Genomic DNA, 21,971 nt, shown 5'->3' on the forward strand with positions numbered 1-21,971 from the left:
GCCGTGTCCCGGTCCCTTGCCGGACCGGCACCAATAATGACCGGGCCAATGTAAGGGAAGACGCCATTCTTGGCGATTCGGTTCACTCGGCGGGCGGGCGCGCGTCACCCGTCGGTCATTCGCGACCCACGTCCCGGTGGACCACGTGCACGTCAACGCCCTGCCCGCGCAAACGCTCGGCGAACTGTTCGGTCATGGCCACGCTGCGGTGCCTGCCGCCGGTACAGCCCACCGCCAGGGTCATGTAGTGCTTGCCCTCCCGCTGGTAGCCGGCGATCGTCAGCTTCAGCACCTCCGAGTAGGCCTCCAGCATCTCCTTGGCGCCGTCCTGGGAGAGCACGTAGTCACGGACCGGCTCGTCGCGGCCGTTCATCGGTCTGAGGTCGGGCACCCAGTGCGGGTTGGGGAGGAAGCGGCAGTCCAGGACCAGGTCGGCGTCCACGGGCAGGCCGTGCTTGAAACCGAAGGAGACCACGTTGGCGCGCGGGCGCACCTCGTCGCTCTCCCCGAAGAACCCGATCACCCGAGCCTTGAGCTGGTGCACGTTGAGCTGGGAGGTGTCGATGACCAGGTCGGCCTCGCCGCGGATGGCGCGCAGGGTCTCGCGCTCGCGGGCGATGCCGTCGGTCACCCGACCGTCACCCTGGAGGGGGTGCGGCCGGCGTACCCCCTCGAACCTGCGGACCAGGGCGTCGTCCCCGGCCTCCAGATAGAGCACGCGTGCGGTGATGTCGCGCTTGCGCAACTCCTCAACCGTGGACAGCAGGTCTTCCGTGAAGGCGAGCGAACGCACGTCCACCACCACAGCGACCCTGGGGACCGCACCGTGGGTACGGCCCGCCAGTTCGATCATCGTCGGCAGCAGGCCCGGTGGCAGGTTGTCCACCACGAACCAGTCCAGGTCCTCCAGGGCCCTGGCCGCCGTACTCCGGCCCGCACCGGACATCCCGGTGACGATGACCACCTCGGGCGGTAGCTCCCCGCCTAGTTCGACCGTCATGTGTCTCCTCCCCCGTCTGTACTCTGCCTTACCGTCGCCCCGTCGCCCTCCCCGTCCTTCCGGCCGGGGCCGCCGGACAGGTGCGCGTGCACGGACTCGGCCAGTTTGGGGCCGATCCCGGGCACCGCCGCGATCTCCTCGGCGCTCGCCGAGGCCAGTCGTTTCACTGAGCCGAACTCCTTGATGAGGGCGGTCCTGCGCGCCGGGCCCAGGCCCGGGAGCTCGTCCAGGCTGCTTCCGGTGAGCGCCTTGGCGCGCTTTTGCCTGTGGTACTGGATGGCGAAGCGGTGCGCCTCGTCGCGCACCCGCTGGAGCAGGTAGAGGCCCTCGCCGCTACGCGGCAGGATCACCGGGTCCTCGTCGTCGGGCAACCACACCTCCTCCAGACGCTTGGCCAGACCGCAGACCGCCACGTCCTCGATCCCGAGCTCGTCCAGCGCGCGCTGTGCCGCCTCGGCCTGGGGCCGGGCGCCGTCCACCACCACCAGGTTAGGCGGGTAAGCGAACTTTCCGGGAGCCGGCTCCTCCCCTGAGCCCTGGGTCACACCGCCGCCGTGCGCTGTTTCACCACTTCCGCCACTGTGGTCTCCGAGCTCACCCATGCGCGCAACCTCGCCCGAGCGGGAGCTCTCCTCCAGGTAGCGGCGGAACCTGCGCCTGACCACCTCGTACATGGCGGCGACGTCGTGCTGCTCGGCGCCCCCGGCCCCGCTGCCGCGCACCGAGAAGCGCCGGTACTCGGACTTGCGGGCCAGGCCATCCTCGAAGACCACCATGGAGGCCACCACGTGCTCGCCCTGGAGGTTGGAGATGTCGAAGCACTCGATGCGCAGCGGCGCCTCGGTCAACTCCAGCGCCTCCTGGATCTCGTTGAGGGCGCGGCCGCGGGTGCTCAGGTCCCCGGCCCGGTGGGTCTTGTGCCGGGCCAGCGCCTCGCGGGCGTTCTTGTCCACGGTCTCCATGAGGGACTTCTTGTCGCCGCGCTGGGGCACCCGAAGGTCCACCGCGCCACCCCGGTGCTCGGCCAGCCAGCCAGCCACCGCCTCGGGGTCGTCGGGTTCGTGGGAGACCAGGACCTCGCGCGGCACCGAGGTTCCGGTGCCCTCGGTCTCCTCGCTGCCGTCCAGGGCGCCGTAGAGCTGGCGCAGGAAGGTCCGCATGAGTTCGCCCGCACCGGCGTCGGTGACCTTGTCCACCACGTAGCCGCGCTGGCCGCGGATGCGGCCGCCCCGGACGTGGAAGATCTGCACCGCCGCCTCCAGCGGGTCCTCGGCCATCGCGATGACGTCGCAGTCGGTGGAGTCGGGCAGGACCACGGCCTGCTTCTCCAGGGCGGCGCGTAGGGCCTCGATGTCGTCGCGGATGCGCGCGGCCCGCTCGTACTCCATCTCCCGGGCGGCCTCCTTCATCCGCTTTTCCAGCTCACGCATGAAGCGCCCGGTGTCACCGGCCAGGAACGAGCAGAAGTCCTCGGCCAGCGCGCGGTGTTCCTCCGGGCTCGCCTTGCCCACGCACGGGGCCACACACTTGCCGATATAGCCGAGCAGACAGGGGCGGCCGCTGTTGCGCGCGCCCCGGAAGACCCCAGCCGAGCAGGTACGCACCGGGAAGACCCGCAGCAGCAGGTCGACCGTCTCCCGGATCGCCCAGGCGTGGGAGTAGGGGCCGAAGTAACGCACCCCCTTGCGTTTGGCCCCCCTCATCACCTGTACTCGGGGGAACTCCTCATTGAGGGTGACCGCGAGATAGGGGTAGCTCTTGTCATCGCGGTACTTGACGTTGAAGCGCGGGTCGTACTGCTTGATCCAGGAGTACTCCAGCTGGAGGGCCTCGACCTCGGTGCCGACGATGGTCCAGTCCACATCGGCGGCGGTGGAGACCATCTGCTGGGTGCGCGGGTGCAGCCCAGCGAAGTCACGGAAGTAGGAGGACAGCCTCGACCGCAGGTTCTTGGCCTTGCCCACGTAGATGACCCGGTCAGCGGCGTCCCGGAAGCGGTAGACGCCGGGTGCGGTCGGGATGGAGCCGGGGGCGGGGCGCAGGTGAGGAGTCGCAGCCATGCCCCCATTCTGGTCTGTCCCGGGGACAGACGGCCACTCGCCCGCGCGAGGCGCTCCGTGGAGCGGATCACTTCGGCACGATTCGTTCAACCAAACGTCACGATTGGATATCTAGATGCTCTAGGTTGGGCGGGTACAGCCGAACCTTCCGACATGAACGACAAGGAGGATCTTCGTCGTGTCTCCAGCCCAATGGATCGTGATCGGTGTCGCCGTCGCGATCTCGATGACCCTGGTCTTCGTGTTCCAGTGGCTGCTCAACCACAAGTTGGGCAAGGTCTGGCCGATGGCCCGCTACGTGGTCTCGCGCTCAGCGGTGACCGCTTACACCGCGGCCGCGGTCGTTGGTGCCAACCTGGCCCTCCCCAACCGGGGAGACGTGCCCTGGAGCACCTTCCAGACCATCGACCACGCGATGACGATCCTCATGATCGGCACACTGACCGCGCTGATCCTCAGCCTGGCGTACGCGGCCACCGACATGGTCCTGGAGCGACTGTCGGTGCGCAACGGTGACGCCGACCGCCGGGCCCGTCGGCTCCAGACCCAGGTACGGCTCCTGCGACGGGTCATCACCTCCGTCGTCGTCGTCCTGGCGATCGCCGCGATCCTGTTCACCTTCGACGGGGTCCGCGCGCTCGGCGCCGGTCTTCTGGCCTCGGCCGGTGTGATCGGTATCGTCGCCGGTGTGGCCGCCCAGTCCACCCTGAGCAACCTGTTCGCCGGACTCCAGCTGGCCTTCAGCGACGCCCTGCGCATCGGCGACGTCGTCGTGGTCGAGGGCGAGTGGGGACGGGTCGAGGAGCTCAGCCTGGTCAACGTCACCATCAAGATCTGGGACGAGCGCCGCCTGGTCGTGCCGGTCGCCAACTTCACCACCACCAGCTTCGAGAACTGGACCAAGTCCGGCACCAACATCACCGCGAAGGTACAGCTGCCCCTGGACTGGGAGGTGCCTGTCGGCGAGCTGCGCGAAGAGGCCGGCAAGCTGATCACCGCCAGCAAGTTCTGGGACGGGCGCAGCTGGTCCTGCCAGGTCGTGGACATCACCGAGTCCGGTGAGGTCGTGGTCCGTGTGGTGGCCAGCGCCTCCGACACCGGCAACCAGTGGAACATCGCCTGCGAGATCCGTGAGCACCTGGTCACCTGGCTGGTCGAGAACTACCCGCAGTCCCTGCCGCGCAAGCGCACCGAGTTCGTCGGCGGCGCCGAGGAGGACTTCTCCTATGCCGAGCAGTTCCCGACCTCGGCGTTTCGTCGGGCCACCGCCGCCTCCGGCGCTGCCCACGACAGCAGCAACGGGACCGCGCAGTCCGGCAACGCCGAAGAGGTCTGAACCGCGCCCCCACCCCTCAGAACGGACCATGACGGAGCCCCACCAAGAGTGCTTGGTGGGGCTCCGTCGTTCTGTACCTGGTGATCGACCGGGTGATCAGTCGAGGATGATGTCGGTCCCGTCGATCGTGACAGTGAAGGGCACCAAGGGCTCCTTTGCCGGTCCGGCCAACGGCTCCCCCGAGACCATGTCGAACTCACTGCCGTGGCACAGGCAGCGGATCACCTCGCCGTCGACCTCCTGCACCGTGCAGCCGCCGTGGGTGCAGGCCGCGCTGAAGGCCTTGTACTCGCCTTCCTCAGGCTGGGTGACCACCAGCTTGCTGTGGCTGAACACCTTCCCCCCGCCCTCCGGCACATCCGTGGTCTGACCGACCACGTGACCGCGCCGCACCTCCTGCGGGCTGGGAGGCTCGCCGCAGGCGCTCACAGCGGTGACGGCGGCCGCCGCCCCTGCCGTACCGAGCAGACGGCGCCTGCTCACACCGCACCCGCATGTCCTCTTTCCAGCCACGACCGAACGCTCCTCACCTGCGCCTGAATTCCACTACGAACTGTAGTAGCTCAGGTGGGGTGCCCCGCACCGCCCCCGGTCAAGCCTGCCCGGGGTAGCCCTGCTGGGGCGGCTGGTAGCCACCGTCGGCCGGGGGCTGGTACCCACCGGAAACCTCGTACGGCGGGTAGGAGACGGGCGGCTGCCCAGCACCCGGCTCCTGTGTCGGGTACTGGCCGGACTGACCGTAGTAACCGGACTGTCCGTACGGGGCGGGCTGTCCGTACTGACCGGGTTGCCCGGGCTGCGCGTACGGGGCGGGTTGACCGTACGGGGCGGGTTGACCGTACGGGGCGGGTTGACCGTACTGACCCTCCTGTTCCTGCATCGGCTGCGCCTCCGATGCGAACCCGCCCTCGGGCCAGTAGAAGGCGGTCGCCTCGGCCCTGAGGATCACCGCCGGGGAGCGCCCGTACTGGGCCAGCCGGATGCGGACCCGGCGGCCCGGCTCCAGATAGTCCTTCCAGGAGTAGGTGAAGTGGGCCTTGCCGCCCGCGTGCACCGGGCTGTCGATCGGCCGGTCGCGGGCGATCTCCCACCCGTCCTGGGTCCTGACGTACTCGCTGGCGCGCAGCTGCACCTCCGAGCCGGGGTCGACCTCGTCCAGGACCACGCCCACGGACAGGTCGTACAGGGCCCCTTGGGGTTCGCCCTGACCGACCAGGGCGTAGAACTTACCCTCATGGCCCTGGTCGTCGACGTCGAACCTCAGGCTGCGCCAACTCCCCGCGGGAAGCTTCTGAGGCTGGGTCTTGTGGAATTCACGGTGTAGAGGCACGTGGCCCTCTCTGACTCGGGGGAACTCGGTTCTTCGCGGGGTGAAGGAAATCCAACCGACAAAGTACGCGAAGCGGCAAGTTCCGCGCGGGTTCGGGCCACGAGTGGTTAGCGCGAGAACTCCAGACAGAAGGGGTGACCAGCAGGGTCGGCGTAGACCCGGTAGAGGTTGCCCGGGTCGTCCTCGCAGGCGGCCAGCAGCCGGGCACCCCTGGCCAGCACCCGCTCCTGGGCGGCCTCGATGTCGGACACCTCGATATCGAAGTGCACCTGCTGGGGCCGTTCCGGGTCCGGCCAGGCCGGGGGTCGGTGGTCACTGAACTGCTGAAATTCGATGCCCGCAGAGCTGCCGTCGCCGATCCGCGCCCAGTCGGCGACGCGCCTGGTGACGGGCAGACCGAGAAGCTCGGAGTAGAAGTCGGCCAGGGCACTCGCGTCCGGGCAGTCGATGGTCACCGCGCGAAGTCGTCCGATCATGCGTCCAAGCATGGCGGAGCCCGCGCCGTGCGGACAGGGCGCGGGCTCCGCTGTTCGGAACTGTTCGGGTCAGAGCATCTTGGCCAGGAACTGTCCGGTGTAGGACTCCGCGACCGCGGCGACCTCCTCCGGGGTGCCCTCGGCCACGAGCGTGCCGCCGCCGGAGCCGCCCTCGGGGCCCATGTCGATGACATGGTCCGCGGTCTTGATCACGTCGAGGTTGTGCTCGATGACGATCACCGTGTTCCCGGTGCCGGTCAGCCGGTTGAGCACGCCCAGCAGCTTGCGGATGTCCTCGAAGTGCAGACCGGTGGTGGGCTCGTCGAGCACGTACACGGTCCGGCCGGTGGAGCGGCGCTGGAGCTCGGCGGCCAGCTTGACCCGCTGGGCCTCACCGCCCGAGAGCGTGGTGGCGGGCTGGCCCAGACGCACGTAGCCCAGCCCGACGTCGGCCAGCGTCTGCAGGTGGCGGCGGATCGCGTTGACCGGCTCGAAGAACTCCAGGGCCTCCGAGATCGGCATGTCCAGCACCTCGGAGATGTTCTTGCCCTTGTACTTCACCTGCAGGGTCTCCCGGTTGTACCGGGCCCCGTGGCAGACCTCGCAGGGCACGTACACATCCGGCAGGAACTGCATCTCGATCTTGAGCGTGCCGTCACCGGAGCAGGCCTCGCAGCGGCCGCCCTTGACGTTGAAGGAGAACCGGCCGGGCTGGTAGCCGCGCGTCTTGGCGTCCGTGGTCTGCGCGAACAGCTTGCGCACGTGGTCGAAGACCCCGGAGTAGGTGGCCGGGTTGGAACGCGGGGTGCGGCCGATCGGGCTCTGGTCGACGTGCACCACCTTGTCGACCTTGTTCATACCGTTGACCCGCAGGTGACGGCCGGGCACGTTGCGCGCCCCGTTAAGCTCCTTGGCCAGGGCCTTGTACAGGATCTCGTTGACCAGGGTGGACTTGCCCGAACCGGACACACCGGTGACCGCAGTGAACACGCCCAGTGGGAAGGCGACGTCGATGCCGTGCAGGTTGTTCTCCCGTGCACCCCGCACCACGAGTTCGTGCCCCTTGGTGAGCGGGCGCCGCGAGGCGGGCAGCTCGATGATGCGCCTGCCGGACAGGTAGTCGCCGGTCATCGACTCGGTCGAGGTGAGCAGTTCGTCGACGATGCCCGAGACCACCACGTGGCCGCCGTGCTCACCGGCACCAGGGCCGATGTCCACCACCCAGTCGGCGGCGCGGATGGTGTCCTCGTCGTGTTCGACCACGATGAGCGTGTTGCCGATGTCGCGGAGCCGCTGAAGGGTATCCAGCAGGCGGGCGTTGTCGCGCTGGTGCAGGCCGATGGAGGGCTCGTCCAGGACGTAGAGCACGCCCACCAGACCGGAGCCGATCTGGGTGGCCAGGCGGATGCGCTGGGCCTCACCGCCCGAGAGCGAACCGGAGGAGCGGGCCAGGCTCAGGTAGTCCAGGCCCACGTCCAGCAGGAAGCCGAGCCGGGCGTTGATCTCCTTGAGCACCTGCGCGGCGATGACCATGTCACGGTCGGAGAGTCGCAGATCGGCCAGGAAGGCCGCGCTCTCACCGAGCGCCATGGAGGCAACCTCGGCGATGGACTTGCCGCCCACCGTCACCGCCAGGACCACCGGCTTGAGACGGGTTCCCTCGCAGGTGGGGCAAGGCACCGAACGCATGTAGCCCTCGAGCCGCTCACGGGTGTGGTCGCTCTCCACCTCGGAGTGGCGGCGCTTGACCCAGGGCACCACACCCTCGAACTCGGTGTAGTAGGAGCGGTTGCGCCCGTACCGGTTGCGGTAGCTGACGTGCACCTGGGTGTCGTGGCCCTCCAGAATGGCTTTGCGCGCGCGGCGCGGGAGCCGCTCCCAGGACGTGTCGGTGTCGAAGCCCACGGCCTCGCCCAGCGCCTTGAGGATGCGTTCCCAGTAGCCGCCGTTGGGCCCGCCCGACCAGGGGGCGATGGCACCTTCGGCCAGACTCTTCTCCGGGTCGGGGACCAGCAGGTCGGCGTCGACCTCCATGCGGGTGCCCAGCCCCGAGCAGTCGGCGCAGGCGCCGTAGGGTGCGTTGAAGGAGAAGGAGCGCGGTTCGAGCTGCTCGAAGGAGAGGTCGTCGTAGGGGCAGTACAGGTGCTCGGAGAAGACCTTCTCGCGCTCGGGGTCCTCGGGCTCCACGTCCACGAAGTCCAGGACGATGGTGCCCCCGGCCAGTTTCAGCGCGGTCTCCACCGAATCAGTGAGCCGCCCTTCCGCGCCCGGCTTGACGCTGAGCCGGTCCACGACCACGGCGATGTCGTGCTTGTCGTAGCGGCCGAGCTTGGGCGCCTCGTCCAGCCGGACCGCCTGGCCGTCGACGACGGCGCGCGTGTAGCCCTTGGACTGCAGGTCCTTGAAGAGCTCGACGTACTCGCCCTTGCGGCCGCGCACGACCGGCGCGAGCACCTGGAAGCGGGTGCCCTCGGTCATCTCCATGACCCGGTCCACGATCTGCTGCGGCGTCTGCCGGGTGATCTCGCGACGGCACTCCGGACAGTGCGGAACGCCTACGCGGGCCCAGAGCAGGCGCAGGTAGTCGTAGACCTCGGTGATGGTGCCCACCGTGGACCGCGGGTTGCGGCTGGTCGACTTCTGGTCGATGGACACCGCGGGGGACAGCCCCTCGATGAAGTCGACGTCGGGCTTGTCCATCTGGCCGAGGAACTGGCGGGCGTACGCCGAGAGGGACTCGACGTATCTGCGCTGCCCTTCGGCGAAGATCGTGTCGAAGGCAAGCGAGGACTTGCCCGAACCGGACAGGCCGGTGAACACGATCATGGAGTCGCGTGGCAGGTCCAGGGACACGTCCTTGAGGTTGTGCTCCCGTGCTCCACGGACCACGAGTTGTTCGACCATCGAGTGAGACATCCTTCGGCTCTGACGCACAGGACGTGGACCACGTCGGGTGACGTCGGTGGACCCGTGTGTGGCTTCGCTTTGCGGCGGTCGCAGACCCCTCGGGGCCGCTGCGGACCCGGAACCGGGCCGCTGAGGAAGTGGGCGGAGGATGAGATCCCTCCCCGTCCGACAAGACTAACGATCGCCTGTGACGGTTTCTTCCACCACGCAGAAGTGGTGGTGTCCGTGGTGCTCAGGCACCAGGACACCACCACTATAGGCGAACAGCAGTTCGAACGAGGTCGTTTTCCACAGATCCGGTGAACGCCCCGCGAACGGGCTCTGGTCCCGCGCGGGACCGGGTTCACACGGCTTCACGCAGGGCCGGGAACGAACGGGATCAGGAGCGGTCGGCGGTGACGTCCTCGTCGTCGCGACCCGAGACCTCGGCGGGCTCGCGACGCTTGTCGATGCCGGACTTCACCAGGCTGCCGACAACGGTGATGGTCATGACGCCCAGGATGACGGTCAGCGAGGTACCGATGCCGACCTCCACCACGTGCACGCCGTTCTCGTGCAGCGCGTGCAGGATCATCTTGACGCCGATGAACACCATGATCGCGGACAGGCCCCAGCTGATGTAGGCCAGGCGGTCCATCAGACCGGCCAGCAGGAAGTACAGCTGGCGCAGACCCATCAGGGCGAAGGCGTTGGCGGTGAAGACGATGTAGGCATCCTGGGTCAGACCGAAGATCGCCGGGATGGAGTCGACGGCGAAGACCAGGTCGATGACGCCGATCGCGACGATGACCAACAGCATCGGGGTCACGTGGCGGCGGCCGTCGAGCTTCACGGTCAGCTTGGCGCCGTGGTAGTCCTTCGTGACCGGCCAGAAGCGCTTCACCAGGCGCACGACCGGCGTCTGCGTGAAGTCCTTCTCCTCCTCGCCACCCTTCACGTGGTCACGGACGATCTTGTAACCGGTGTAGATGAGGAAGACGCCGAAGAGGTAGAAGACCTCGCTCCAGGCGTTGATGACCTGGGCGCCCAGGACGATGAAGATGCCGCGCATCACGATCGCGATGACGATGCCGACGAGCAGGACCTCGTGCTGGTACTTCTTCGGAACCGCGAAGGCAGTCATCAGAAGGTAGAACACGAAGAGGTTGTCGATGCTCAGGCTCTTCTCGGTGACGAACCCGGCGAAGTACTCGGCGCCTGAGGTCGGGTTGCCGAAGTACATGACTCCGAGGCCGAACACGATGGCGATGCCGATGTAGAAGGCCGCCCACCAGGAGGCCTGCTTGATCCCGAACTCCTTGGGACCCTTGGTCTTACTCCACGGGCGGTCGACGATCACGAGATCCACAGCCAGGATCAGGATCATGGCTGCGATCGTGGCGGCCCAGACCCACAGGGGAACGTTCACGGACGGATTCTCCTCCGGTTGGTGCGCGCGAGCGTTGTGCACGCACGGCGATTAACCGGAGGTCTCTCCCGCTCACGCCCGGAAGGCGTGAACCGACGGAACCGGGAGCACACCGTTGTACTCCGTGATGACGGCACCGCCGCGACAGGGATACTCCCCTCACGTGGTGAAGCAGGCGCGAAAAGCGCACCAGAACAGGTTACGCCATCCGCACCGGCCCCCAGCATGCCATCAAAAACCTCTCTGAGGAAGTCACCCACACGGGGATGACCACCCCTCCGCGAGGACACACCTTCCGCACCGGCCGGACATCCTCCGTTGGCCCCACCGCTTCGGGACCCCCGTCCCGTACCGGACTTGTCCACCACGGTGTTCACCAGCGGGCCACCGCCTTGTAGACCGAGCAGGCGGCCTCCACCGCGTCCTCCTCCGAAGGCAGCTCCCGAGCCGCCTCCGCGGAGCGTGCCCGCAGGTCAGCGGCGAGAACCGGATCGTCCAGCACCCGGCCGACCGCCGCCGCGAACGCCTCGGGATCGCCCGGCGGCACCATCAGGACCGTCCCCGCGTACAGGTCGGGGATACCGCCCACCCGGGTGGCAACCACGGGCAGCCCCGCCCGCAGCGCCTCCATGATCACCAACGAGGGCCCCTCCCACTGACTGGTGAGACAGAACACGTCCGCCGCGGCCAGCAGGTCCGCCACGTCACTCCGGTGCCCCAGCATCCGCACGTCCACATCCATCTCGGCGGCGGTGTCGTGCAACTCCCCCCACAGCGGACCGTCCCCCGCGATCGCCACCACCGGCTCGGGCGCCCGGTCGGCGATCCGCGGCGCCGCGGCCAACAACATGTCCAGCCCCTTCTGCTCCGCGAGCCGGGCCACCGTCAACAACAGCGGCCGCTCGGGGAGCACCGCCAGGTCCGCCCGGGTCTCCGCCCGCCCCTTGAGCGGCCGCCCCGTCTCCGGAGCCGCCACCACCGCCATGCGGGTGTCCCGCGCCCCCGCCGCACGCAGTCGGCGCACCAGGTCACCGGACACGCCCAGGGCCACTTCGGCCCGGAGCGCCACGATCCGCTCCAACACCGGGTAGACCGCGCCCAGCGCCCCCTCGACCACGGGTGGGGCGTTGTGCGCGGTGACCACCAGCGGCCGGGCCCCCGCCAACGCGCACAGGGCACCGGCCCGCAGCCCGTGCGCGTGCACCACGTCGGCCCCGCGCAGCAGGGCGCGCAACCGCAGCACCACCCCGGGGTCGCCCAGGGAGGGCGCGGGCCCGATCTGCACCGGGGAGAAACGCATCCCCAGAGCGGCGAACCCGAACTCCCGCTCGGCCGAGGGCGGCCCGACCACCGCCACCCGATACCCCCGCCGCAGCAAACCCTCCCCCAGCGAGCGGACATGGCGGCCCACCCCGCCGCTGACGCTTCCCACGACCAATGCAATCCTGCCGTTCACCGCGTCTCCCTCCTGCGTTCGCGTACGTTCCGAGCACGATCGGCGACCGTGCGCAGCGCGGAGCGGTCCACCAAAGCCGCGACCGCACCGAAGACCACCAGCGCCGTCGCCCCCGCCACCGCGGAGTCCAGCACCGTCCACCAGATCCCCTCGCCCCGGGCCGTGTCCAGCCCTCGGGCCAGGGCCGCGGCCACCGCCCGCCCGGCCGGCCAACCGGCGGCGCCCGCCAGCAGCGCCGCGATCAGGGATCGGGGCAGCCCGGCCAGGGCCTGACCGCCGTGGGCGCGCAGCACACCCGCGCACAGCAGGAGCGCGGCCAGGCTGAGCCCCGCCGTGCTCGCCGCGCCCAGTCCCGCGATCGCCCAGCCCGGCGGCAGCGCCCACACCAGCCCCACCGCACAGGCCATCACCACGATCCAGCCCACGACCTGTGCCGCGGCGGCGCTACGCCCGTGGTGTGAGGCGTACAGGGCCCGGCTGAGCAGGGCCACCAACCCGAACCCCACCACACCCGGGGCGTAAGCCAACAGGGCCCGCTCCAGCGGCGGAGGATCCAGCTGCGCGAAGACCACCGCGATCGGACCGGCGGCCGCGGCCAGAGCCGTACCCACCCCGGCGGTGATCACCACACACGCCCGGGCGCTGCCCGACAGCAGCCGGGCGAACCCAGCCCGGTCCCGTTCGGCGTCGGCGACCGCCAGCGCGGTGAAGGCACTGGTCGCGATGGGCACGGCGATCACCCCGTAGGGCAGGGTGAACAGCGCCCACGCGTAGCTGTAGAGCACGGCCGCGCCCGCTCCCCCGCCCCAGTTGGCCAGGGCCACCGAGAGCAGCAGGCACACCTGCATGGCTACCAACGGCAGCAGGGAGGCCGCGGCCAGGGACCGCACCCGCTCCCCCACACCCGGGGGAAAGGTCAGGCGCGGCCGCAACCGGAGCCTCAGGCCCCGGGCGGGGCCCAGCACGGTGAGGAAGAGCGCCACCACCCCGGCGGTGGTGCCCAGGGACAGCACCAGCTCGGCGGAGATCGGCAGGGCGTCGATGTCCTGACGGTGCTCGCTGCCCAGCGGAACGAATGCCAGGTAGGCAGCAATGACCACGAGGCTGGAGATCAGCGGGGCCAGGGCCGGGGCCAGGAAACGGCGGTGCGACTGGAGCACCCCGTAGAGCACCGCGGCCAGCCCGTAGAAGACGATCTGGGGGGCGAACACCACCAGCATGCGCGCGGACAGGCCCAGCAGGGCCCCGTGGTCGCAGCCGGTCCCCGCTCCCAGCATCAGGGTCATGGCCGGAACCGAGACCAGCGCGAGCAGGGTGGCCAGCGGTAGCGAGAGCAGCAGGACCCAGGTGACCAGGGCGGAGGCGGTGTGCCGGACCTGCTCGTGGTCGCCGCGCTTGACCGCGGCGGCCAGGACCGGGACAACCATGGCGGTCAGGGCGCCGCCGATGACGATCTCGAACAGCACCGCGGGGAGCTGGTTGGCGGTGACGTAGGCGGTGCCCAGGCAGGTGTCGCCCACGGTCTGGGAGAAGACGACCGTCCGACCGAACCCGGCCAGCCGAGCGCCCACCGTGACCACCGCGATGAGCGCCGCCGCCGTGGCGACCCCGCGGGTCACCCCGGTGCCGAGGAGGCGGCCGATCGCCGCACCCGCGGAACGCGCGTGGGATCGGCCTCGGCCGCTCCCCGCTCGCGCACCCCGTCGGGGCCCGGGGTGGCGGCTTCGGTGCGAGTACCGGATGCGGCGGCGTCGGCGGGTTCGGCTTCGGCGTTGGCAGCGGATCCGGTGGCGGCGGCATCGGGAAGATCGGGGCCCAGGCGTCCCCAGCGGTCCAGGCGGCGCAGAGCGGGAACCCGGTCGATGACCTTGGAGAAACTGACCCGCTCGCTGAGCAGGGTCAGGCCGACCACCCCGCCCAGCAGGGCCAGGCGCACCGGGCGCGGGGCCCGGGCCGCGGCGGCCGCACCCAGGGCGGCACCGAGCGCGTTGGCCCCGGCGTCACCGAGCATCGAGCGCTCGGCGAGGTCGTCGGGGAGCAGGGCGGCCGAGGCGCCCAGGACCGGGCCGACCACGGGCGCGGCCGGGGAGGCCAGCGCGGGGGCCGAGGCCAGGAGTGCGAACTTCACCGCCCGTCCCGGGCGCAGATCGAACAGGTTCACCAGGTTGGCGCTGGCCGCGATCAGGGCCCCGTCGGCCAGGGTGTCGACGATGCGGGTGCGCAGCGGTCCGCGGCGCAGCAGGGAGGCGGCGGCCAGACCGGTCACCCCGATGCCCGCCATCTTGACCGCGCCCGTGGTGACCTGCCCGTGGGCCAGCGCACCCAGGTGTCCGCGCAGTCCCTTGGCCCGCGTATCTCCGGCGAGGTCGTCGTAGGCGCCGAAGACCGCCGAACCGGCGGCGGCCAGGGCCGTGGCCGCGCGCACGCGCGGGGGCAGTCCAGGGGCGAGCACGCAGCCCGCGCACACCCCCGAGACCAGCGCCGGCCCCTCCTGGAGGGTGACGGTGCGGCCGCGGAAGTTGACGCGCTGCCAGGTGGGAGAGCGCTCTCCGTCCCGGTTGAGCAGCCGGTAGGCGGAGCGGGCGGCCAGGGCACCCAGCGCGGCCCCGGCCAGTCCTCGGGCGGCCTGGGTGGTCGGGGTGACAGGGGTGATCAGGGATGTGGCGGTCACCGGGGTCACTCCCCGTTCCTGGGCACGGTGCGGCGGGCCTCGTCCTCGACGCCGGGCTCAGCCGCGGCGTCGGCCTCCACGTCCGCCTCCGATTCGGAGTCGCTGTCCGCGTCGGGGTCCGCAGGCTCGGCCGGACCGGGCAGCGGGGTAGGAAGAAACCCCGTGACCCCCTCACCGATGCCGTAGGCCGACCCCGAACCGGACAGGGCCTCGGCCAGGGCCAGGACCGCGACCAGGTCTCCGGTCGGGCGGCCGGCCACGTCCACGGTGGCGTAGGCGGGCTCCAGGGCGCGGGCCTGGGCGATGAGCCCGCCCGAGCGTCCGGTTTCGGTGCCTCCGGCCAGGACCGTGGGTCCAACCTGCTCGTGCAGGGCGGCGGTGAAGCTGGTCAGGGCGGTGTTGGCGCGCTCACCGTCGTCCTCGGGGGCGGCGGTGGCCGGGGCGAGCACGATCACGGTGTCGGCGGAACGGGCCGGGGAATCCTCGATGGTGAGGAGGCCGCCCTCGGCGAAGGCGGACAGCACCGTGCTCGCGTCGTGGCGGGGGTCGCTCTCCCCGTCCTCGTCCTCGGCTGCCCCGCTGGCCTCGGTGTCCCCGTCCCCGTCGTCCTTGTCCTCGTCGTCCTCGTTCCCGTTGTCCGTCTGTCCGTTCTTGGCGGCCAGTGCACGACCCAACTCGGTTCCGGCCTTGTCGTAGGGGTTGCCGGACAGGTCACCGGGCTCGGTCGAGACCTGGAGCGCGAGCTCGTCCACGAAGGTCGCGCTGCCCACGTCCAGGAACGCCTCCTCCAGCAGCAGCTGACCGACCACCTCTGCGCCCGCCTCCTCGACGCGTCCGCCCAGGGCGAGCAGCACTTCCTCGTCAGCGCCGGGCGAGGCCACCAGGACCACGCTGCGGTCGAGCAGCCGGTCCTCCAGCATGTCCCCGGCCACGGCGTCGGCGAGCTGGTCGGCCCCGGCGTTGAGCAGTTCGGAGTCGTCGCGTTCGGCGCGCAGCTCCTCGCTCTGCCCGCGCAGGTCCGCGGTCTCGGACTTCATGGTGTTCAGGAGCGGGTCCTGGAGCATCGTGGTGCCCAGGACCAGGCCGACGGTGAGTGCGAGGAACACCGCCACGATGGACACGAGGTGGTAGCGGAAGTCGATCACGTGAACAGCCCCGTCATCCAGTAGACGAACGCGTCCCAGCGCGCCGCGAGAAAGGTGAGATAGACCTGCCCGGCCGGTGAGCTGTAGGCGGCGACCAGGATGGTGAGCAGGCACGCGGCCACCAGGCCGAGCAGTGCCCACGGAGAGATGCGGGAGCGGTAGAGGCGGCTCACGCCCTTGGCGTCCACCAGCTTTCCCCCCACCCTCAGCCGGGTCAGGAAGGTGCTGGCCATGCCCGAGCGTCCCTTGTCGAGGAACTCCTCCAGGGTGGCGTGGGTGCCCACCGCGACGATCAGACTGGCACCCGAACCGTCGGCGAGCATCATCGCCACGTCCTCGCTGGTTCCGGTGGCGGGGAAGACCACCGCTTCGTGGCCCAGGTCGTTCAGGCGTTGCAGACCGGGGGCGCGGCCGTCCCGGTAGGCGTGCACCACGAGTTCGGCACCGCTGCTCAGGGCCTGGTCGGAGACCGAGTCGAAGTCGCCGACGATGATGTCGGGCCGGTACCCGGCCTCCATGACGGCGTCGGCTCCCCCGTCAACGGCGATGATGACCGGCCGGAACTCGCGGATGTAGGGGCGCAGCGCGGCGATGTCCTCGCGGTAGTGGTAGCCGCGCACCACGATCAGGACGTGGCGGCCCTCCATGACGGTGCCGATCACCGGGATACCAATGCCGTCCAGCAGCAGGTCGCGTTCGCGTTGGAGGTAGGCCATGGTGTTGGCGGCAAAGGCCTCCAGCTGGGTGGCGAGCCCGGCGCGGGCCTCTGCCATGGCGGCGGCCACCGTCTCCTTGTCCTGGCGGATGCCGCGGGCGATGACCTCCTCGCCCCGGTAGAGGGTGTCCTCCACCAGCCGCAGGCGTTCGCCCTCGCGGACCCGGGTCAGGACCTCGGGGTCGACGTCGTCCACCAGGGGGATTCCCGCGGCCACGATCATCTCGGGGCCCTGGTTGGGGTAGCGCCCGCTGATGCTGCGGGCGACGTTGAGCACCGCCGACACCCCGCAGCCCACCAGTGCCTCGGCACTGACCCGGTCCAGGTCGACGTGGTCGATCACGGCGATGTCGCCGGGGCGCAGTCTCTTGGTCAGATTCTTGGTGCGGCGGTCCGAACGGACGGGCGCGACCAGCCCGGTGGGGGCGTCCGCCCGCGTGCGGCGGAATCGCATTGTGGCTCTGAACGCATCCGATACCTTCATCGCTGGCATAATGTCAGAACTTGATCACCCTGAGTTACAACACTCGATCGATCGGCGTTTTCGGGGCAAAACACCCAGTTCTGCAGCAGCATCCGGAAAACAACAGTGCCCGTACCGAACCGGTACAGGCACCGCTGAGAGCCAGGGCCAGGACGAGTTCCGGGCCTTCCCTGGTCGAGGAGCCGCACCCGATGGATACCCGGGGCCTGTTCACCCCCCGTTTCCCCGTGATCTTGCTACCAGAAGCAAGTTCGGCGCCGAACTTGCTTCTGGTAGCAAGATCACGGGGGATATACGGGCAGCGGGGCGTCAGGCGGCTGGGTAGGCGCGATCCGGGTCGGCGTTGTCCAGCAGCTCCTCGGCGTGGGCCCGGCCCAGCTCGGAGTCCTCCAGACCGGCAAGCATCCGCGAGAGCTCACGCACCCGCCCGCCCCGGTCCAGACGCACCACACCGCTCTCGGTGACCAGACCCTCGGTGGACTTCTCCACCACCAGGTGCGCGTCGGCGAAAGCCGCCACCTGTGGCAGGTGCGTGACCACGATGACCTGGGCGCGCTGGGCCAACCGGGCCAGCCGCCGCCCGATCTCCACCGCGGCCTTACCGCCCACACCCGCGTCCACCTCGTCGAACACGAAGGTGGGCACCGGGTCCGCCCCAGCGAAGACCACCTCGATCGCCAGCATCACCCGCGAGAGCTCACCGCCGGAAGCGCCCTTGTGCAGCGCCAGCGGCGGTGAGCTCGGGTGCGGCGCCAGCAGCAGCTCGACCTCGTCGCGCCCGTGCTGACCGAACTCCTCACCCGTGGTGATGCGCACGCTCACCCGCGCGTGCGGCATGGCCAGCGCGGTCAGCTCCTCGGTCACCGCCGCGCCAAACCGCTCGGCCGCGGCGGACCGGATGTCGGTCAGCGCGGTCGCTGCCTCGTCCATCCGCGCGTACAGTTCATCGGCCTCGGCGCGCAGGGCGTCGATGTGCTCGTCGTCACCGTCCAGCTCACCCAGGCGCTTGGCGGCGTTCTCTGCCCAGGCCAGCACTTCGTCCGTGGTCGCGCCGTACTTGCGCGAAAGCTGGGTCAACAGCGCCCGGCGCTCCTGGATCGCGGCCAGCCGGGCCGGGTCGGCATCCACCGACTCCGCGTAGGAGGCCAGCTCGGTGGCGGCGTCGGTGAGGATGTAGGACGCCTCGTCCAACCGGTCGCCGATGGCGGCCAGCTCCGCGTCGTGCTCACGCACCGAGCCCACCGCCTGGCGGGCCGCGGATAGCAGCCCCACCACGTCGGCCTGCACGTCCGCCGCGGCCGGGTCACCGGCCAACGCCTCGTGCGCGGTGGTCGAGGCCACCCGCAACCCGTCGGCGTGCGCCAGCCGGGTCTCCTCCGCGAGAAGCTCCTCGTCCTCCCCCGCGAGCGGCTCGGCGGCGGTGATTTCCTCCACCCCGAACCGCAGCATGTCGGCCTCCTGAGCACGCTCACGCGCCCGCTCGACCAGCTCGTCCAACTCCGCCGAGACCTCACGGTAGCGACGGTAGGCGGACGAGTAACGCTTCAACGCCTTGGCCAGGTCGTCACCGGCGAACCGGTCCAGAGAAGAGCGCTGACGGTCCGCCCGCAGCAGACGCTGTTGGTCGGACTGCCCGTGCACGGCCACGAGGTCGTCGGCCAGGTAGGCCAGCAGGCTCACCGGGGCCGAACGGCCGCCCATGGTCGCCCGGGAACGGCCCTCCGCCGAGACCGCGCGGGTCAGGATCAGGACGTCGTCGTCGATGTCACCGCCGGCCTCCAGCACCCGGTCGGCCACCCGGCCCCCCTGGGGAACGGTCAGCCGCCCCTCGACCACCGCACGGTCGGCCCCCGGGCGTACCCGCTGAGGGTCGGCGCGCCCACCGAAGAGCAGTCCCAGCCCGGTGACGACCATGGTCTTACCAGCGCCGGTCTCACCGGTGACGACGGTCAGGCCCCGTGACAGCTCCAACACGGCGTCATCGATGACACCGAGGCCTTGGATGCGGACTTCTTCGAGCACCGATCCCTCTCCTGAATAGTTGACGCCCTTTGCATGTGACGGCGCTGCTTCAGCGTCCGTGTTTGGCCCGCCCCCGCCACCCGGTGACCGGCAGGCCGAACTTGGCCACCAACCGATCGGTGAAAGGCGCACGGTGCAACCGGGCCAGCCGGACCGGCGTATCGGCACGGGTGATCTCGATTCGTGCCCCCGCGGGCAATTCGACCATACGCCGTCCGTCACACCAGAGCACGCCCGGCGTGGTCTCCGGCAGGACCTCGAGCGCCACCGTCGCCTCCGGCCCCACGACCAGGGGCCGCGCGAATAGGGCGTGCGCGCTGATCGGCACGACCAGCAGCGCTTCCACATCCGGCCACACGACCGGGCCACCCGCCGAGAACGCGTGGGCGGTCGACCCGGTGGGGGTCGCGCACACCACACCGTCACAGCCCCAGCTGGACAGGGGACGCCCGTCCACTTCCAGGACCATCTCCAGCATGCGACGGGTATCGGCCTTCTCCAGAGTCGCCTCGTTGAGCGCCCACGAACGCACCGGAGGCGTCCCGTCACCGCGACCGCCGTTAAAAACGGCCACGTCCAGGGTCATGCGCTCCTCGACGACGTAGTCGCGGTTGACCACGCTGTTCACCGTGGCACCCAGGTCCTCGCGCTCGGCCTCAGCCAGGAAACCCACGTGCCCCAGGTTCACACCCAGCAGCGGCGCACCGGCCGGACGCGCGATCTCCGCCGCCCGCAGCAGGGTCCCGTCCCCGCCGAGCACCATGACCAGTTCCACACCCTCGGCGGCCTGCGCCGCCTCCACCGGCTCGATCGGGGACAGCTCGCAGCCGCTGGCCGCCAGATCCTCGACCTCGCTCTTGAGCATGCGCACGGTCAACCCCGCGCGGCTGAGCCTCTCGTGGACGAGCTGGGCGCTGCGTACCGCCGCGGGCCGACCGGTATGGGCCAGCAGGAGAACACTGCGTCCGCTGGTCATCGCCGTCCCCTTACGTTCACTCCCCGACGGGAAGCCTGGTGCCGACCGGATGCTCGACCGCACCCGGCCGGGTCACGTTACCGGACTCCTGCGACAGGAGGCCATGCTCTCAGGAGGGGCCCTCCTGGATCGCCCGCTCCAACACCGCCGGGTCCAGCGGCGACGCCCCTGCACGCATCCACAGGAAGTACTCGACGTTGCCCGAGGGGCCCGGCAGGGGGCTGGCTGTCACGTCGACCACACCCAGCCCCAGGGTCAGGGCGTGCGCCGCCACGTCGGAGACGGCCTCCGCCCGCAGCTCAGGTTCACGGACCACACCGCCCGCGCCCACCCGGGCCTTGCCAACCTCGAACTGGGGCTTGACCATCATTGAGAAGTCGGCGTCGGGGGCCACGCACTCGCGCAGCGCGCCGAGCACGAGTTTGAGGGAGATGAACGACAGGTCACCGACGACCAGGTCCGGGCGCGGCTCACCAATCTGCTCCGGGGTGAGCTCGCGGACGTTGACGCGCTCCATCACCCGCACCCGGTCGTCGCTACGCAGCGACCAGGCCAGCTGCCCGTACCCGACGTCGACCGCCGTGACGTGAGCGGCGCCGCGCCGCAGCAGGACGTCGGTGAAACCCCCGGTGGAGGCACCTGCGTCCAGGGCCCGACGGCCCTTCACATCCAGTTCGAAGGCGTCCAACGCCCCGATGAGCTTGTGCGCGCCCCGGGAGACATAGGGCGGCTCCTCCGAGGGGGTGCGCACCACGATGGGTTGATCGGTACCGATCTGGGTCGCGGCCTTGGACGCCACCATGCCGGACACGAGGACGAAACCGCTCTCGATCATCTCGGCCGCGTGACCCCGGGAGCGTGCGTGACCGCGGCGGACCAGTTCCGCGTCGAGCCGACTACGTTTTGCCATGGTCACCTAGGGTACCGGCAGCTCCGGCCATTATCGGGAACCCTGGGCGCTCTGCCCCAGTGCGCCCAGAACACCCGACAGCTCCTGCTGAAGTCCGTCGAAGACCGCCACATGCTCGTGGGTGGGCAGGGCGTCCAGCCCGGCCAGCCGCTCCCTGGTCGAGCTGAGAGTCTGCTCGGCCATGGCCTCGGCCTGCTCACTCGGATCCATCACGCCCCGTCCCTTCATCTGGTCTCACCTGTGTCTTCGGGCACACGGCCCGGGACGGACTCTACTTCTTGGCGCCCTTGCTCTTGGTGGTGCGCTTAGCGGTCGAACGCGCCCGGGTGGACTTGGCGCCGGTCTTGGCCTTGCTCCGGGCCGAGGCGGTGCGCTTGGCGGCGGCCTGGGGATCGGCCTCGTCCTCGGTTCCGTCCGCGTCCCCGCCGCCCTCAGCACCCTCAGCAGAGGTGTCGGGGGTGTCGGCGGCGGAGGTGTCCTCGTCCGCACTCCGCGCCGTCTGCTCGGCTTCGCCACTCTCCCCGCCTTCGGAGTGTTCGCCGCTCTCGGAGCTCCAGGCATTCTCCGAGGACAGAGCCGGCACGGCCTTCTCGGACTCAACGGGCTCCTCGACCGCCGGGGCCTCCTTCTGAGCCGCCGACCCGCGGCCCTCCTCCCGCGCGGGAAGCACCGAGGACGCACCACCGCGGGGCGCCAGCACCCGCTCCACGGTCTGCCGAGCGGCCATCCGGCGCTCCAGTTCAGCGACCCGGCGCACCACCCGCTCGTACTCGGCGCGCGGGACCATGTCCATCTGCTCCAGCGCGGACCGCACCTCGGCCCGCACCAGGTCGGCCACGGCCGCCCGGTTGGCCTGGCTGGTCTCGATGAGCTCGCCCGCCAGGGTCTGGATGCTCTGCCCCACCCTCGGCGGGGCCTCACCCTCGGCGGGCGCGGCTGCCCCGTTGGCCCGGATCAGGGTCTTGGCGGCCGCCACGGCCTGCTTGCGCGAGAGTTCGGTAAGGCCATTGGCGGCGTCCAGATAGGTGCGAACCGCGTCGACGACCATAATGACTTGCTCCTTGATGGGACCGCA

Annotated in this window: 18 protein-coding genes; 1 reads left to right on the forward strand and 17 read right to left on the reverse strand. The window is 70.2% G+C overall.

Annotated features, from left to right (window positions below):
• Window positions 1-115: 115 nt before the first annotated feature.
• Together rapZ and uvrC are read right to left on the reverse strand one after the other, a co-directional pair.
• Entirely contained in the window at window positions 116-1,000 is an 885-nt protein-coding gene (gene rapZ, locus D457_RS0121040) for an RNase adapter RapZ (RefSeq protein ID WP_017582651.1), read from the reverse strand.
• Window positions 997-3,060: an excinuclease ABC subunit UvrC gene (gene uvrC / locus D457_RS0121045; protein WP_017582652.1), complete on the reverse strand. Its 2,064-nt coding sequence runs from the start codon at window positions 3,058-3,060 to the stop codon at window positions 997-999. The genes rapZ and uvrC overlap by 4 nt, the downstream gene beginning before the upstream one ends.
• Before the next feature lie 178 nt (window positions 3,061-3,238).
• On the opposite strand from uvrC, the gene D457_RS0121050 reads away from it, so the two are divergent.
• The gene (locus D457_RS0121050; protein ID WP_026116867.1) at window positions 3,239-4,396 is read left to right on the forward strand and encodes a mechanosensitive ion channel family protein; all 1,158 of its coding nucleotides are present in this window, start codon (window positions 3,239-3,241) and stop codon (window positions 4,394-4,396) included.
• 96 nt (window positions 4,397-4,492) lie between these two features.
• Here the strand turns inward: D457_RS0121050 and D457_RS0121055 are convergent, their stop codons facing one another.
• The 15 genes from D457_RS0121055 to D457_RS0121125 form a co-directional block, all read right to left on the reverse strand.
• Complete coding sequence (locus tag D457_RS0121055) at window positions 4,493-4,879, reverse strand: Rieske (2Fe-2S) protein (RefSeq protein WP_017582654.1); 387 nt, start codon at window positions 4,877-4,879, stop codon at window positions 4,493-4,495.
• 109 nt (window positions 4,880-4,988) lie between these two features.
• A complete protein-coding gene (locus tag D457_RS37560) occupies window positions 4,989-5,726 on the reverse strand; it encodes a hypothetical protein (protein ID WP_051072981.1) in 738 nt (245 codons plus the stop codon).
• Window positions 5,727-5,833: 107 nt separating this feature from the next.
• Entirely contained in the window at window positions 5,834-6,202 is a 369-nt protein-coding gene (locus D457_RS0121065; protein WP_026116868.1) for a VOC family protein, read from the reverse strand.
• Window positions 6,203-6,271: 69 nt separating this feature from the next.
• Window positions 6,272-9,106 carry an excinuclease ABC subunit UvrA gene (gene uvrA / locus D457_RS0121070; protein WP_017582656.1) on the reverse strand — a complete coding sequence of 945 codons (2,835 nt, stop codon included), beginning with the start codon at window positions 9,104-9,106 and terminating at the stop codon, window positions 6,272-6,274.
• A gap of 382 nt (window positions 9,107-9,488) precedes the next feature.
• Window positions 9,489-10,517 (reverse strand): TerC family protein, encoded by a 1,029-nt coding sequence (locus D457_RS0121075; protein WP_017582657.1) that lies wholly within the window; start codon window positions 10,515-10,517, stop codon window positions 9,489-9,491.
• Between the two features lie 373 nt (window positions 10,518-10,890).
• Window positions 10,891-11,973, reverse strand: coding sequence for a glycosyltransferase family 4 protein (locus tag D457_RS0121080; protein WP_026116869.1), 1,083 nt, complete (start codon window positions 11,971-11,973; stop codon window positions 10,891-10,893).
• A complete protein-coding gene (gene murJ / locus D457_RS0121085; protein WP_017582659.1) occupies window positions 11,970-13,592 on the reverse strand; it encodes a murein biosynthesis integral membrane protein MurJ in 1,623 nt (540 codons plus the stop codon). Before murJ ends, D457_RS0121080 begins: the two co-directional genes overlap by 4 nt.
• Window positions 13,589-14,626: a hypothetical protein gene (locus D457_RS33070; protein WP_152514310.1), complete on the reverse strand. Its 1,038-nt coding sequence runs from the start codon at window positions 14,624-14,626 to the stop codon at window positions 13,589-13,591. Before D457_RS33070 ends, murJ begins: the two co-directional genes overlap by 4 nt.
• A 23-nt stretch (window positions 14,627-14,649) precedes the next feature.
• A complete protein-coding gene (locus tag D457_RS0121095; RefSeq protein WP_017582661.1) occupies window positions 14,650-15,789 on the reverse strand; it encodes a copper transporter in 1,140 nt (379 codons plus the stop codon).
• Entirely contained in the window at window positions 15,786-16,958 is a 1,173-nt protein-coding gene (steA, locus tag D457_RS0121100; protein WP_017582662.1) for a putative cytokinetic ring protein SteA, read from the reverse strand. The genes D457_RS0121095 and steA overlap by 4 nt, the downstream gene beginning before the upstream one ends.
• 339 nt (window positions 16,959-17,297) lie before the next feature.
• Window positions 17,298-19,010 (reverse strand): DNA repair protein RecN, encoded by a 1,713-nt coding sequence (gene recN / locus D457_RS0121105; protein ID WP_017582663.1) that lies wholly within the window; start codon window positions 19,008-19,010, stop codon window positions 17,298-17,300.
• 49 nt (window positions 19,011-19,059) lie between these two features.
• Complete coding sequence (locus D457_RS0121110) at window positions 19,060-19,986, reverse strand: NAD kinase (RefSeq protein ID WP_017582664.1); 927 nt, start codon at window positions 19,984-19,986, stop codon at window positions 19,060-19,062.
• 109 nt (window positions 19,987-20,095) lie between these two features.
• Entirely contained in the window at window positions 20,096-20,896 is an 801-nt protein-coding gene (locus D457_RS0121115) for a TlyA family RNA methyltransferase (RefSeq protein WP_026116871.1), read from the reverse strand.
• A gap of 30 nt (window positions 20,897-20,926) precedes the next feature.
• Window positions 20,927-21,106, reverse strand: coding sequence for a hypothetical protein (locus D457_RS0121120; RefSeq protein ID WP_026116872.1), 180 nt, complete (start codon window positions 21,104-21,106; stop codon window positions 20,927-20,929).
• A 61-nt stretch (window positions 21,107-21,167) separates the two neighbouring features.
• A complete protein-coding gene (locus D457_RS0121125; protein ID WP_017582667.1) occupies window positions 21,168-21,944 on the reverse strand; it encodes a coiled-coil domain-containing protein in 777 nt (258 codons plus the stop codon).
• Window positions 21,945-21,971: the final 27 nt, after the last annotated feature.

The sequence above is a fragment of the Nocardiopsis valliformis DSM 45023 genome (assembly GCF_000340985.1).
GTDB lineage: Bacteria > Actinomycetota > Actinomycetes > Streptosporangiales > Streptosporangiaceae > Nocardiopsis > Nocardiopsis exhalans.

Excerpts from the sequence above, each read along its gene's own strand:
- rapZ (WP_017582651.1), bottom strand. The coding sequence starts at position 1,000 with ATGACGGTCGAACTAGGCGGGGAGCTACCGCCCGAGGTGGTCATCGTC.
- uvrC (WP_017582652.1), bottom strand. The coding sequence starts at position 3,060 with ATGGCTGCGACTCCTCACCTGCGCCCCGCCCCCGGCTCCATCCCGACC.
- D457_RS0121065 (WP_026116868.1), bottom strand. The coding sequence starts at position 6,202 with ATGATCGGACGACTTCGCGCGGTGACCATCGACTGCCCGGACGCGAGT.
- uvrA (WP_017582656.1), bottom strand. The coding sequence starts at position 9,106 with ATGGTCGAACAACTCGTGGTCCGTGGAGCACGGGAGCACAACCTCAAG.
- steA (WP_017582662.1), bottom strand. The coding sequence starts at position 16,958 with ATGCGATTCCGCCGCACGCGGGCGGACGCCCCCACCGGGCTGGTCGCG.
- D457_RS0121110 (WP_017582664.1), bottom strand. The coding sequence starts at position 19,986 with ATGACCAGCGGACGCAGTGTTCTCCTGCTGGCCCATACCGGTCGGCCC.
- D457_RS0121115 (WP_026116871.1), bottom strand. The coding sequence starts at position 20,896 with ATGGCAAAACGTAGTCGGCTCGACGCGGAACTGGTCCGCCGCGGTCAC.
- D457_RS0121120 (WP_026116872.1), bottom strand. The coding sequence starts at position 21,106 with ATGGATCCGAGTGAGCAGGCCGAGGCCATGGCCGAGCAGACTCTCAGC.
- D457_RS0121125 (WP_017582667.1), bottom strand. The coding sequence starts at position 21,944 with ATGGTCGTCGACGCGGTTCGCACCTATCTGGACGCCGCCAATGGCCTT.